This is a genomic window from Amycolatopsis cihanbeyliensis (genome assembly GCF_006715045.1).
GTDB classification, from domain to species: domain Bacteria; phylum Actinomycetota; class Actinomycetes; order Mycobacteriales; family Pseudonocardiaceae; genus Amycolatopsis; species Amycolatopsis cihanbeyliensis.
The window spans coordinates 1,487,217-1,500,602 of the sequence record NZ_VFML01000001.1; the positions used below are offsets into that span (position 1 = coordinate 1,487,217).

Consider the following 13,386-nt stretch of genomic DNA (forward strand, 5'->3'; position numbering starts at 1 on the left):
ATGGAGGTCGAGGAGCTCGTCGAGCGTCTGCGCTCGTTCGCGCAGGTCCGGGACTGGGAGCAGTTCCACAACCCGAAGAACCTGGTCATGGCCCTGACCGGGGAAGTAGGGGAGCTGGCGGAGCTGTTCCAGTGGCTCACCCCGGCGGAGTCGGCCCGGGTCATGGACGACCCGGGCAGCGCAGAACGGGTGCGTCACGAGATCGCGGACGTGCTGGCCTACCTGCTGCGCCTGGCTGACGTGCTCCAGGTCGATGTCGTGTCGGCTCTGGCCGACAAGATCACGGTCAACGAGGCGAAGTACCCGGTTGACCTGGCGCGGGGGTCCGCGGCGAAGTACGACCAGCTGTGAACGTCCCCTGACCAGCCTGCTCGGCCGCCGCGGGAGGCGGGCAGGGTGGCGACTGGGCAGCGGCAGGAAGGTCCGCCTCGGCGGGTCGGCGCCGTGCCAAGCGGAGGGTCCGCTACCGTGACCGCATACAGCCGCCTGGCTTCCGCTTGCCCGGCAAGCGGACACGCCACTCTTGTATGGGAGTTTCGACGTGCCCTCGTTCCTGCTGAGCAGATCCGTTCGCGGTGTCCTGCAGCTCGCCGCTGCCGACGCCCTGGTGGACCAGTTGACCACCCAGTTCGCCGTCAAGTACGGATATCGCCCTACCGAAGCCGAGCAGGGGGCGTGGCGAGCCAGCCTGCCGGCGCTCGCGCACGAGCTTGACGAGTGCGGCCTGGGCGAGGTCGAGATGCTCATCGAGTACCAGCTGCCCCTGTCCAGCCTCCGCGCGGACGTGGTCCTCGCCGGCCTCCACCCCGACACCGGCAGGTCGTCCTACGTGGTGGTCGAGCTCAAGCAATGGACGAAGGCCACCGCCGAACCGGACGAGCCACGGCTGTGCACCGTGCCGCACACCACACGGCCCCTGCTGCACCCGGTGTGCCAGGTCGAGCAGTACTGCGAGTACCTCGCCGACTTCACCCGCACCCTGCACGACCACCCGGACGACGTCGCCGGCGCCGCCTACCTGCACAACGCGGACGACTCCGGCGTGGCGTCGCTGACCGAGCTGCCACCCAGGCCGTACGGGCAGCTGTTCACCGCATCGAGCCGCACCGCGTTCCGCTCCTTCCTGCGCAGGCGGCTGGCCCCCAAGCCGGGTGTCCAGGCCACCGAGGACCTCACCCACAGCAGGGTCGCACCGAGCCGCCAGCTCATGCACGTGGCCGCTGACGAGATCAAACGCCAACGCAACTTCGTCCTCCTCGACGACCAGCAAGTCGCCTACCTCGCGGTGCTCCGGGCCGTTCGCCGCGCACACGAGTCCGACCACAAGGAAGTCGTCGTTGTCAGCGGTGGTCCAGGTTCGGGCAAGAGCGTCATCGCGCTCGCCGTGCTCGGCGAGCTGTACCGCAACGGCCACGGCGCGATCCACGCGACCGGGTCGAAGTCGTTCACCACCACCCTGCGCAAGACCGCCGGTAAGGGCGTGACCCGGGTGCAGAAGCTCTTCCAGTACTTCAACAGCTTCTCCCACGCCAAGCGCAACGGGCTCGAGGTGCTGATCTGCGACGAAGCACACCGCATCCGGGAAACGTCCAACAACCGCTTCACCCCCGCGGCCAAACGCAGCGGCAAACCCCAGGTCGAGGAACTCCTCGACGCCGCCCGCGTCCCAGTCTTCCTCCTCGACGACCACCAGGTGGTGCGCCCCGGCGAACTCGGCTCGGTCGAGGAGATCACGGCCACCGCACACGACAAAGGTCGGCAGGTCGTCCCGGTCGACCTCAACGGCCAGTTCCGCTGCGGCGGCAGCCACGCCTACGAGCAGTGGGTCCTGCGCCTACTCGGCCTCACGGAAGGAAACCCGGTCCCGTGGGAGGGCGACGACCGGTTCGACCTCGCCGTCGCCAACAGCCCCGAGGACCTCGAGACCCAGCTCGCCACCAAGCTCGGCAACGGATTCGGCGCCCGCATCACCGCCGGCTTCTGCTGGCCCTGGAGCGACGCCAACCCCCACACCGGTCTCGTCAACGACGTCGTCATCGGAAGCTGGAAACGTCCCTGGAACGTCAAAGGCGACCGCGGTGTCAACGGCGCACCACCGGCACAACTGTGGGCCACCGACCCGGCCGGCTTCGGCCAGGTCGGCTGCATCTACACCGCACAAGGCTTCGAATACGACTGGAACGGCGTCATCTTCGGCCCCGACCTGGTATGGCGCACCGACAAGTGGGTTGCGGTCCCCACAGCGAGCAAGGACACCATCGTCGCCCGCGCCAAACCCCACGAGTTCGACCGCCTGATCAAACACACCTACAAGGTGCTCTTGACCCGCGGCATGGCCGGAACTGTCCTGTACTCCACCGACCCCGAAACCCAAGCCAAGTTCCACGAACTGGTCGACGGCGTGCGCACCTGATGTCTGCGGCATTGTTGCAGGAGCGAACACGAAAGGAGCGCGGCTCCCCGGTGGCTTATTACGCAGTCCGTTGTCGTTCCGTCCTCCTCCACTCCCCACGATGAACGAACCCCAGCTCGTGTTGCAGCCACGCGGGGGCCCCGAGCACAACGGGCCGCGGAACTTCAGGGTGTCAGTCCGGCAGGGGGTGCAGTTGTCCGACCACTCTGCCGCACTCGGCAACGATCGAGCCGCGCTCACCGACCTCTATCCCGACGGGATCGCCAGGCTGTGGGGCTCAACGCCAGCCGCGAACAAGAGCAACGCCAAGGCCGTCGCGCTCCGCGACCGCAAGGTCGGCGACCGGGTGCTGTTCTACGCGGACAAGGCGTTCTTCGCCGAGGCCACCATCCTCCACCTGTTCTACAACCCGACACTCGCGGAGTCAGTGTGGGGAACGGACGAGGATGGCAGCACGTGGGAGCACGTCATGGCCCTCGGCGATGTCCGCGAGTTCGAGTCACCGATCCCTGCCGCTCAGGTACTGGGCCCGCTGGGCATGACGGCAACGTTGCGCAGCCTGACCCTCGTGCCGACGGAAAAGTACGCCGTAGTTCGAGAATTGATCACGAGCACACAGGGTCGCCAGCCCCGCTATTGGTTGCTCCACTGCAACCCCAAGACGTGGGACGTCTGGTCCTGGTGGGAGGAGCGGACGACGTCGCTGAACACCTGGACGGTCGCCAGACACCTCGAGGATCTGCGAGTGGGTGACCCCTTCGCGCTATGGGTGTCTGGTTCCGCCGCGGGCATCTACGCGTTAGGCGCTCTAGCTTCGGAGCCATACGTTACTCAAGAGTTCGACGACCACTGGGCCGAGCGCCCGAAGCGGCGGCATGTGGTCGACCTTCGCTTCGACCGCTTCATATTCGATGAACCGCTCACCAAGCGAGCATTGGCCGGCGACCCGGTGTTCGCCGATGCACTGGTCATGCGCATGCCGGGCTCGCCCAACCCGATCCCGCTGACACCCGAGCAGTGGGAAACGATCACAAGGACGGCAGGCGTGCGGGGGCGCAAGGAGCGCGTGGCGCCGTCGGAGACCGTGGTGACGTCGCGCCCCGTGGGCGATGTCCCCGAGCGCACGACCGCAAACGGCCAGTCCGGTCCTCGCGTGGTCGACTTCCGCGAAGCGAAGCTGGTGAAGTGGTACACCGACACCCTGGGACGGGAACTGCGTTGCCTCAGCGCGCTGCTTCCCTCCGGCGAACGGCTCGTATGCGACCTATTCGACCCCGAGACGAACACGCTCATCGAGGCCAAAGCGTCCAACGAGCGCTCCGATGTCCGCCTGGCGCTCGGCCAGCTGCTGGACTACCAGCACCACATCAAGCCCGATGCCGAACTGGCGGTGCTCCTCCCCGTGCCACCGTCAGCGAGCGTCGCCGAAGTGCTCCACGCTCACGACGTCACCGTCATATCCCGGGATGGCCGGACGGCACCTCGAGACAGCTGAGGCGGCACACAGTGGCTCATCGCTTGGACCGGCGGCGGGCAGGGCGCGGTGCCCGTTGTGCGGGCTGCGTCGGGATACCGCTCCGGTACGGCAGCGGGTCCTCCGTAACCGCGTACCAGCTCCGGAGGTTGGCCGGTCTGGTCCAGCGCCCCACCGCCTCCGCGACCTGATCGTGCACATACAGAGCGTGACTGCACGCTTCGTGCCAAGCGCTGATGAGCTGGTCCCGCGTGCGCACGTCACCGAAAAACTCCGCGTGCAGCGCGAGCAGTGCATGCAGGGAGTGCCGCGACGCGGCATCCACCGGGTCGTCCATCGCCCCGAGCCGGCCGGGGGTGGCTCCATCACAAACCGGACAGCGGCAGGTCCAGAAGTGGCCGATGTCGGGTGTGCTGGCAAAGACACGTTCGCAGGTCTCGAGCCGGTGATGGCTGAGCAGACGTGTCACGAAGGCCGACGGCCCCGGCGACGGGTTGAGGTTCACCCCGAATGGTGGACAGGGGCTTACGAGGGGGTCAGGCCGCCGTTCGGAGTGCCTGCTCGAAGTTGTCGGGGCTGAGCATCCCGATCGCGGAGTGCCGCCGCGTACTGTTGTAGAAGCTGATCCATTTGTCAATCGCGGCAACGAGTTCTGTCTTCGTGGCGTAGGCGTGCCGGTAGTAGTGCTCGTGTTTGAACGTCGACCAGAACGACTCCGCTGGGCTGTTGTCCCAGCAGATTCCGGTCGCGCCCATCGACCGGCGCAGGCCGTGCCGGAAGCACGCCGTCGCTGTCAGGTGCGCGGTGTACTCGCCGCCACGGTCGGAATGCAGGATCGTGCCACGGCATCTGCCGCCACGGGTGCCCACGGCGGCATCGATGGCGTCGGTGACCATCTCGGCGCCGATGTGGTCGGATACGCTGTAGCCCAACACTTTCCGGGACTGTCCGTCCCGGATCGCGCACAGGAACATGTCACCCTGACCACACGTCAGGTACGTGATGTCGGTCAGCCAGACCGCGTCGAGCCGGTCCCGGTCGAAGTGCCGGTCGACCAGATCCGGTGGGAACGACGCGGCCGGATCGACCACTGTCGTCTTCACCTTGAACGTGCGCGGGCTGATGCCCTCAAGCCCGATCGAGGCCATGATCTTGGCGACGGTCTTCGCTGTGACCACCTCGCCCTGCTCACGCAGCTCGGCGGTGATCCGCGGCGACCCGTAGATCCCGCTCGAGTCCTTGTGCGCCTGGGTGATCTTCACCTCGAGATCGGCTCGGCGTTGCTGCCGCGGAGTCAACACCGTTGCCGCCACACGTTTCACATGCGCGTAGTAGCCCGCCCTCGACACGCCCAGCAGCCGCGCCATACGCCGCACTGAGAACCGCGTGTTCGGCGGCGAAGTGGTGGTGTCAGCGAACTTGTCGGGGCCGGCGTACTTGGCCATCAGAGCGAACCGGGCCGGTTCTTCTGCATCGCGGCAAAGTACGCCGAAGCTTTTACCAGGAACGCGTTGTCCTTCTCCAGCTCGGCCACCTGTCCGCGCAACCGCAACAGTTCGGCCCGCTCGGCGGCCTCCAGAGGTTTGTCTCCGTGGACCTCGGCCGCGGTGACCCGTCGACGTTCGTCTTTGACCCAGACACTCAACATGCCCGCGTCGATACCCAGCTCGCGGGAAACCTCAGCGATCGTCCGGCCGGAATCGATCACGCGATGAGCAGCCTCGACCTTGTACTCGGCCGTGTACGAACGGCGCTTGCGAGGAGGCATGAGGACATCCTTTCAGCAGGACGACTGGTCCTGCTAACTCGGTGTCCACTACCCGGGGTGAACCTCAGGTGCCGGCCACCCGACGCCACGGGATACAGATGACGAAGTGTGCTCGTCGCCCCGACCGCAGCGGCGTGCGCACCGTGGCAAAGCGCGCCGACCGCCGACACATCGCACCGCAGCAACAGGACGGGCACCAGCGCACTGTCCAGCAGCCGCAGAACGCCGCGGACCAGATACTGGACACCGAACGGATCGCTAGCGTGTTCGAGAACGAGCGCCACCGGCACGCCGTAATGGTTGATCTCGCGCACCAGAGCGTCGCAGACCGCCGCTGTGGCAAACCACCGCGCAGCCATAGGAAGCACCGCCACGACAGGAGCGGGCTCCCGCGCCGCCGCACGTAAGATCGCGCGCAGCCCCGCCACATTGCGCGGGGCAAGATAGCCGGAGTCGGTGAGCGGAAGCAGATCGAGCTCGCGTTGACGTCGACACCAGGCGGGATGGGTACCACTGCCCGCGCTGACCCGGCGTCTGCCGGAGTACCGGTTGGCATCGCACAGAATCGGACCGCTGAACCCCTGATCACGAAGCCTGCGGACGGTGCTTTCCGGCGAAGATCCGGTCAGCACGATGCCGGCGCCATACTCATCGGCGATCTCCCCGACAGCGTCCGCCGTCGACAGCGAACACTGAACCAGCAACCGCCCGGCGAGCTGCTCCAGCGACCGATCCATCCTTTCACCGTGAATCACAGCAGGTCACATGTCACAGGTCGGCACACCAACGCCAAGCGACATCGCGCGAACGGCCCACAGGCCGGTCACGTAGCGCACGAAGGGGACTCATGTGGGTGCTCTACCACGGCAGGACCCTAGCTACCTACCTAGCGTAGACAAACGCGCCGCAGCCATGCCCCGCGTCACGCGTCAGTCGGTGTCAATCGCGATTCGCAGGCATGCGGTTACTCTGCAATCGCCCCTCCGGCACCGGACTACCTTCTGGGTGATTACATCCAGGCCCCTCTCCTCAACCTGATAAGCCGACTCCAGGGACAATTTTCGCGCAATCTCTGCATTTTGCCCGGATCGGCACTGTAGAGCGCAGGCTCGACGTCACCGGGCGAATCGATCCTCCGCCGTGTCGAGCAGGTCGCGCCAGAGCGCCGCCCAGTGCGGCCCTCGCGGCGGCACGCTGGGCCTGCACTCATTGGACACGGCCTTGACCAAGGCCCGGATGGCTCCCGGGATCACACAACCGCACCTCCGCCACAGCCAGCCGCAGTCGTCCGTTCTCCGATGCGAGAGCGATGGCGGAAGGGATCATCTACCGATACCGCTACGGGATCGCGTGGCGGGCTGCGCCGGAGGTGTTCGGTCCGTGGCAGACGATCTGGGCATGGCATCGCCGGATGGTTGGTGACGGCAGGTGGGACGCGGTGCTGCAACGTCCGCTGACCGCTGCGGATGTGGCTGGGCAGATCGGCTGGGCCGGTCTCGGTGGATTCCACGATCGCCCGTGCGCATCAGCACGCCACCAATACCACTCGCCTCGCAGGGGATGGGTCGAACTACACGGATCTGCTGAGGGAGCCGCCTGATCACGCGGTCGCCGTTCCCGCGGCGTTTTGCCACAAAAGTGCACCACCTCATCGACGGGAACGGTCGACCGTTAGTGGCTCTGGTCGGTCTGGGGCAGGCCAGCGATGCGCCGGTGTTTCTGCGCCTGACGCGGCATCGCCAGGCCCCTCGGGCTGGGTGTGGCCGGGTCCGCACTCGGCCGGCCAGCATCCGCGGTGACAAGCCTACTCCTCCGGGCAATCCACGGACACCTGCGTGATCGCGGCATCACCCCGTGATCCCGAACCTGCCGATCAGGCCGGGCACCGCAAACGCCGCGGCCCTCGTGGTGGTCGTCCGCCCGCGTGTGAACACGAAGCCGCCGTGGCCACCGAACCGCTCACAGCCATCCTCAAGACAGTAAGTACAGGGGTTCAGAAACCGCCTGCACGTGACCGACCACCTGATCAACGCATCGGGCCAGTGCGGCCTGGAGCATGCGGGCGCGGTTGCTCATGCACTGCAGACCGCGGAATGTCCGGTTGGCGGATACGTCGTTCTGGGCGAGCCGCCAGGTTGGCGGTGGACCGTAGGGTTGTTGGGCATATGGTGCGCCCACGCAGTGCCCATCCTGTCCAATATGGAACACCCGGCGAACCGGTTGCGGCAGATCGCTTCTTCGGCCGACTACGTCCTGACCGCGACAGCGGATGAAGCGGGAATGTAGCCGGAGCACCTCGAACGTGTCGTACTGCCGAGCGAGATGGCCGCGGTCCACGATGACGTTGAGGTCTCGCCGGGCGGGCCTCCGTCTGCGGCATGTGTACTGCACACGTCCGGCACGTCCGGGGTTCCGAAGCCGGTGGTCCTGGAACATGACGGGTTGGCTCATCGCATCGCGAGCCTGCGGGCGATATACGAAATCGGCCCGGCGGACAAGATCGCTCAGCTCGCAGCGCCGTCGGTTGATGTCATCTTGTGGGAGACGTTGCTCGCGTTCGCCGCGGGTGCGCAGTTGGCCATCCCGGCGGGCTCGTGCCGAACTCCGGGCCCAGCATTGGCGCGCTGGCTGGCCGAGCACGACATCACCGTCATGTCGTGCACCCCGACGATGCTCGCCGCGCTGCCGCAAGTCGACCTGCCAGCGCTACGTCTGATTGTCCTCGGCGGAGAACGCCTCGATGCGACTCGGCATGCCTTCTGGATCAAGCGTCACCAGGTCGCGAACGCCTACGGGCCCGCTGAGGCGACCATTGAGACGCATGTCTGCCCGCGAGCACCGCTGGAGAGCCCGACACCGATCGGCCGTCCGGTGGACGGCGTCGACGACTTCCTGCTCGACGATAGACGCCTGCCTGTTCCAGATGGCCAGGTCGGCGAGCTCTACCTGGGTGGTGTAGGGCTGGCCGCCCGCTACGCTGGCCTCCCCGAGGCCACCGCGGCGGCGTTCCAGCCGGTGATTGTCGACGGCCGAATGCGTCGGCTCTACCGGACCGGCGACCTGGCGTTCCGGCGACTGGATGGCCAGCTGGTGTTCGTTGACCGCGCGGATCGGCAACTCAACATCGGTGGACCTAACGTGGCACAACCCGAACTCTGCTCCTCGTCGACGGACCACAGCTCACCATACAGCCACCCACCTGCTGCTACACAGAGTTAGAAGAAACCACCACGAGTAGCCGTCGTTGTCGGCTCGACCACAACCAGACCCAGCAACTGATCGCCAACTACAGGTCCGGCTCGACCGTGTACCAACTCGCCGAGGCGTTCGAGGTCGACCGGCGCACGGTTAGCGCCATCCTCCACCTCCACGACGTACCCATGAGGCGTCGCGGCCTTACCGACGACCAGATCAAGGATGCCGAGCGCCTCTACCGCCAAGGCTGGTCACTCGCCCGCATCGGCGACCGCATGGAAGTCACCGCAGACACCGTACGTGCACGCCTCCTTGAACGCGGCGTAGTCATGCGCGACCCCAAGGACGCCCACGCACCGAAGCCGGTGACCTCTGATGACCCATCCCACGGCCGTACCGTCAAGCCGACCACATTCGGACGGGTCGGTCGTCGTGCAAGCCGTCACCGTAATCATGGGCATCGTCGTCGGCCTCACCTTCCTCTTCGGCTTCGGCCTGGGCCGGGCGAACTCTCTGGCTCAAGACAGGTCGCCGCTCAGGCACGGGCCGAGGGCCGTTGTCTCGTCTCGTGTTGCCGCTCATACGCTATGCGGTAAGAGCGCGGGTGTCGGACCGTCGTGCGGGAAGCGTGGGAAGATCGAGCACCATGCGGATCGACATAACACGCCTGCCCGCAGACGTGGTGGAACTCATCGACGCCCTCGTGCCCGGCGAGGACCTGGTGATCACGCGGGACGGCCACCCGGTCGCGGCGATCTCCAGCACATGCGGCGCACTCGACGGGGCCACCATCGGGCCTGGCTCGCCAGACGAACCACCACCGTTGGACTACGACAATGTGACCGTCGTGGCCACCGCGATGAAACTGTCGGCGTCGGTGCGCACGTCGCTGTCCGCCGAGCTCGGCGCGGACTACATCGTGCTAGACCTGCACGCGGCCCCGGCGACAGCCGAGGTGCTACTAGCGCCGCCAGCCAGCCCGCAATTGATCGGAGGACTCCGGTCGATGTTCCCGAACGCCCGCGTCATCATCGCCGAGATCGAGGACCAAGACCTCGGGGTCAACTACCACGGTCCGATACGCCGCATGCTCGATGCCGGCGCCGAAATCTACCTGGCCTCGACCACCATCCCGCGCCTGGCCAAACAACTCGACCACGCCATCACCCAACGCCAGCAGATCACCGGCACCGTGACCGAACGGCTGGAGATCGCCCCCACGAGACCGTCGTAACACACCGAATGAACGCACGCTCTTCGGCGTGAGTGGATGCCGCTGCGCGTGGCCGCGAAGTCACTGAGACCGGGAACGCAACCAGCTATGTCACGGCCGTCCTACCCCGGCGCATAACATCTGGTCCGGTGACGCATCGTGACCATGCGGGGATACCGAGTCGCTGTTGGAGTCGCGCGGTTGCCCTGCCGACATAAGAAGTGGCACCTGGACTGGATATCAGACTGTCTTTCGCGCCGACATCGTTCCGCTCCACAGGGAGCGCACGGTCTCGATCGCCTCCGACATCGAGATGCGAGTTTCCCCGTCCACCAGCGCTCCGTACAGCATCGCGAGCGCCGCACGGTCCGGTCGCGGACATATCCGATGATCTACGCTCACGCTCAGCTCCATCGCGCGCTCGGCCGAATCCCACACCTTTACTGCGATCCCAAACCTGTTAGAGAGCGGCGGGGTCGTGAGGGCCTCATACTCCTCCCGCGTCGCGGGATCCAGACGAACACCGGTGTCCGTCTGGATGGTGCGACGCAGGGGGAGGAAATTGAAGTGGGTAACAAGATTCTCCTCGGACCGTGCTGAGTGGATGTCGAACACGCTGAGGTTACCGAGGCTCGGCCGTGGGTGGTTCCGGCCCAGGAATCGTCTCATCCACTGGTCGAGCGGATCGCAGTCGCTCGCCGGCAATGGAACAGTCAGCATCTCCTCGCAGAACAGCCCCATGACTCGCCACACGCTAGGGGCGCGCCGTCCACTGTAAATATAGCTGATCGGAGGGCAAACGCGGGTGATCGCGAGCATCGCCAGTTGCACGCTCGTGAGGAGAAGATCGGCCAAGCCACATCCGAGCCACTCGGCCCTCACCTTGAGCCGGTGCTCCTCGTCCGCCGTGAACCGGTACAGAAATAGCCGGTCTTGGAGGCGGTTCGCCCTCGGGACCCAGCGCCCGCCGGGAATCACGGGTCGAGCGGCCAGAAGGCTAGTGTCGTCGGCAATCGCCTGCCACGTCTTCCTCGCAGCCTCGGCGGGCTCCCGCTCGATCTGCCCCGGACCCTCGTACCAGTCGAAGTATGAGCTGTCGTACCCGCATGGCTCGAGCCTTCGGTCCGACGACACCACCGACGAGTCCCGCCGATATTCCTGCATGACTGCATTGGTGAGCAACTTGAGGGTCCATCCGTCGCTGATGCTGTGGTCCTGCACGATGAGCATCCGCCAGCGGTCGTCGGCGTCCTCGGCCAACACAACCCGGGTCAGCGGGTCGTGTTGGAGGCGGAAGGGTTTGCCGGCACAGCGTGCAAGTGTCTTATGGACCCATACAGAGGCTTCATCGGCCGAGCCACCCGAGACGCTGCCTCGGCGAAGCGTTCTCAGCTTCAGGAGCGGGCCTTCCGCGGTCGCGAAGACGTCCTCCCCATTCCGGCGAGCGAATCGCCCACGGAACGCGAGCTGTCGGCGGACGACTTTGCGCACGGCACGCGCGAATCGGACGATGTCGACGGGACCGCTTACGATGCAGAGCTCATAAGCGTTCCCCCAGGGCTGCTCCTCGATCCGGCCTTGCGGGTCTCGAGGTCCCTTGAAGGCGAACCCTCGGTGAGTGCTCGCTAGATGGGCCCATCGGTGACTCTCGAGTTCTGATTTGGTCACGCCTTCTCGTTTCTCGTCTTGCCCGGAGCACCAATGGCGTCCCGGGTCACTTTCCCGAAGTCGGTGTCCAGTCACCTCGAAGCGGCACGACAGAGGGCTCAAAGCCGAAATCGTCCAGAACCAAAGACCCCGTACGGCCTACGACCAGTCTTGTCACATCCGGCGACCTACACCATCGGAGGGACGAGTTAGCTGCTGCGGGTCGCATGCCTGACTTCTATGGGGCGTACAGCTGCTCCAGTGTGCACCCTAATAGTTGGCCATCGCGCTGGCACGTCGTTCTTCAAACCCAAAGTGCGGGCACGCCCGTTGGATACTAATAGCGTGTCGTTGGTTAGTTCTGGGGCGTTTGTTGGGAGGTTTGGGTCGGCAGATCTCCCTTCCCTCTGCCTGACGGGCGTGTTGGCATGTCTTCGCAGATGAGCGGCGGTCGTGTTGACCGCAGTCGATCGTGACGTGTTGGTTCGGTGACCACGACGGGGTTCATCTGGCCTCGGTGATCAGGCGGGCGCGGGTGCTGCTCGCGTTGGACAGCTCGGTGGGTGAGGTCGATTCGCAGGAAGTGATCTCGGCGCGGGTCGGTGTCTCGGCCGAGACACTACGGCTGGTCGCCAAGCGGTTCGCCGAGACCGGCGGTGATGTGTGGGCCGCGATCTCGCGCAGTAAGTGCGAGCATCCGCCGGTGCCCTCGCCGGTTACTGGCGAGGCCGAGGCCAAGCTGATCGCGCTGCCCTGTTCGCAGCCACTTGGAGAAGGACGGCCGACGGTTCGACTATTTCACGTTCAGCCTGACTCAGGACTTCCAGCCAACGTGACATCCGCCATACCGTAAACGCTGGTCACCGTCCCTGGACTTATGCAAACTGTTACGCCGCTGTCTCCCGATCGGCAAGTTGTATCTTCCACCCGCGGTTGGCGTGCCGGTGCGTGTCAAGATTTTTAGGCAAGCTGGTCCGGGATTCATTGCGTCAACCGGTGGTTCCTGTTCGTCCGGTTTGTTGATCCAGGCTGCTTCGGGTCAGGCAGGTGGTTCAGGATGTTGCGTACGAATCGTTCAGGGTTGCGCGTGTGGGCGGTGGTCAGCACGTCGGCGCGGGCTTCCCGTACCGTTTCGGCTCATCCATAGTGGACATCTATGGGATGGTGCCAGCCGATGCCGGAGTGGTAGTGCTCGGTGTTTCAGGCAGCAGCTTCTCCGCCAGCGCCGCGGACTCGCGATTGGTGATCAGCCAACCCACGACGTACCGGCTGAAATGTCGATGATTACGTACAGGTAGTAGTTAGGTCCACTTGGCTGGGTAAGTGCAGCTTGGTCATGTCCCATGGACACTGATTGGCCTGCGGCCGCCCGGTCGCCTGACATGCCTCGCGGGTGCCGACCAACAGTGTCAGTTCGGTGATCGCCTCATCGATCATGACGTGGACTCGCTCCCGCACGCATCCGGGCGTTTTCCCGATCCTTCGGATCGGCTTGCGGCCGCCCGGCCGCCCGGCCGGCTTCGCCAACGCGGCCAATGCACCCTTGTCCCGCTGGTCTCGCCACGCTGAGATCAGCGACGTGTACGACCGTTCCCGTCGTAGCAGGGCACACCTATCGGCCTTGCCCAGTTCCTCGTACTTGGCCAGGATCCTGGCCAAGTGACGGGGTGGGCTGA

General features: G+C 65.6%; 13 protein-coding genes and 2 pseudogenes. 8 read left to right on the top strand and 7 right to left on the bottom strand.

Going from position 1 to position 13,386, the window contains the following annotated elements; all coding sequences use genetic code 11:
• The 3 genes from FB471_RS06450 to FB471_RS06460 all read left to right on the top strand — a co-directional run bounded on the left by FB471_RS06450 (position 1) and on the right by FB471_RS06460 (position 3,908).
• Positions 1-351, top strand: coding sequence for a nucleotide pyrophosphohydrolase (locus tag FB471_RS06450; RefSeq protein ID WP_141996444.1), 351 nt, complete (start codon positions 1-3; stop codon positions 349-351).
• Between the two features lie 190 nt (positions 352-541).
• Positions 542-2,413 carry a DUF2075 domain-containing protein gene (locus FB471_RS06455; protein ID WP_246076264.1) on the top strand — a complete coding sequence of 624 codons (1,872 nt, stop codon included), beginning with the start codon at positions 542-544 and terminating at the stop codon, positions 2,411-2,413.
• Positions 2,414-2,513: 100 nt separating this feature from the next.
• Positions 2,514-3,908: an EVE domain-containing protein gene (locus tag FB471_RS06460; RefSeq protein ID WP_141996445.1), complete on the top strand. Its 1,395-nt coding sequence runs from the start codon at positions 2,514-2,516 to the stop codon at positions 3,906-3,908.
• A gap of 16 nt (positions 3,909-3,924) precedes the next feature.
• Here the strand turns inward: FB471_RS06460 and FB471_RS06465 are convergent, their stop codons facing one another.
• The 4 genes from FB471_RS06465 to FB471_RS06480 are packed head-to-tail and all read right to left on the bottom strand — an operon-like array spanning position 3,925 to position 6,392.
• Complete coding sequence (locus tag FB471_RS06465; protein WP_141996446.1) at positions 3,925-4,392, bottom strand: hypothetical protein; 468 nt, start codon at positions 4,390-4,392, stop codon at positions 3,925-3,927.
• A 31-nt stretch (positions 4,393-4,423) separates the two neighbouring features.
• Positions 4,424-5,332, bottom strand: a complete 909-nt coding sequence (locus tag FB471_RS06470) for an IS3 family transposase (protein ID WP_141995943.1) — start codon at positions 5,330-5,332, stop codon at positions 4,424-4,426.
• Entirely contained in the window at positions 5,332-5,595 is a 264-nt protein-coding gene (locus tag FB471_RS34470; protein WP_246076265.1) for a transposase, read from the bottom strand. The genes FB471_RS06470 and FB471_RS34470 overlap by 1 nt, the downstream gene beginning before the upstream one ends.
• A complete protein-coding gene (locus FB471_RS06480) occupies positions 5,592-6,392 on the bottom strand; it encodes a beta/alpha barrel domain-containing protein (protein ID WP_141996447.1) in 801 nt (266 codons plus the stop codon). The genes FB471_RS34470 and FB471_RS06480 overlap by 4 nt, the downstream gene beginning before the upstream one ends.
• Before the next feature lie 557 nt (positions 6,393-6,949).
• On the opposite strand from FB471_RS06480, the pseudogene FB471_RS35835 reads away from it, so the two are divergent.
• From FB471_RS35835 to FB471_RS06495, 3 genes and pseudogenes are all read left to right on the top strand, one after another.
• Positions 6,950-7,255, top strand: a pseudogene (locus FB471_RS35835) (transposase); the annotation flags it as partial.
• 410 nt (positions 7,256-7,665) lie between these two features.
• Positions 7,666-7,941 (top strand): hypothetical protein, encoded by a 276-nt coding sequence (locus tag FB471_RS06490; protein WP_170220727.1) that lies wholly within the window; start codon positions 7,666-7,668, stop codon positions 7,939-7,941.
• Positions 7,942-7,977: 36 nt separating this feature from the next.
• The gene (locus FB471_RS06495) at positions 7,978-8,874 is read left to right on the top strand and encodes an AMP-binding protein (protein ID WP_141996450.1); all 897 of its coding nucleotides are present in this window, start codon (positions 7,978-7,980) and stop codon (positions 8,872-8,874) included.
• Here FB471_RS06495 and FB471_RS34475 read toward each other — a convergent pair.
• Entirely contained in the window at positions 8,871-9,095 is a 225-nt protein-coding gene (locus FB471_RS34475) for a hypothetical protein (RefSeq protein WP_211357962.1), read from the bottom strand. The genes FB471_RS06495 and FB471_RS34475 overlap by 4 nt on opposite strands.
• A gap of 401 nt (positions 9,096-9,496) precedes the next feature.
• On the opposite strand from FB471_RS34475, the gene FB471_RS06505 reads away from it, so the two are divergent.
• Complete coding sequence (locus FB471_RS06505; protein WP_141996451.1) at positions 9,497-10,084, top strand: hypothetical protein; 588 nt, start codon at positions 9,497-9,499, stop codon at positions 10,082-10,084.
• A gap of 219 nt (positions 10,085-10,303) precedes the next feature.
• On the opposite strand, the gene FB471_RS06510 is transcribed toward FB471_RS06505, so the two are convergent.
• Positions 10,304-11,806, bottom strand: coding sequence for a condensation domain-containing protein (locus FB471_RS06510; protein WP_342779489.1), 1,503 nt, complete (start codon positions 11,804-11,806; stop codon positions 10,304-10,306).
• Between the two features lie 439 nt (positions 11,807-12,245).
• Here FB471_RS06510 and FB471_RS34910 point away from each other — a divergent pair, with 439 nt between their 5' ends.
• Complete coding sequence (locus FB471_RS34910) at positions 12,246-12,563, top strand: hypothetical protein (RefSeq protein ID WP_246076266.1); 318 nt, start codon at positions 12,246-12,248, stop codon at positions 12,561-12,563.
• Positions 12,564-12,906: 343 nt separating this feature from the next.
• Here the strand turns inward: FB471_RS34910 and FB471_RS35840 are convergent.
• Positions 12,907-13,010 (bottom strand): annotated as a pseudogene (locus FB471_RS35840) (integrase catalytic domain-containing protein); the annotation flags it as partial.
• Positions 13,011-13,386: the final 376 nt, after the last annotated feature.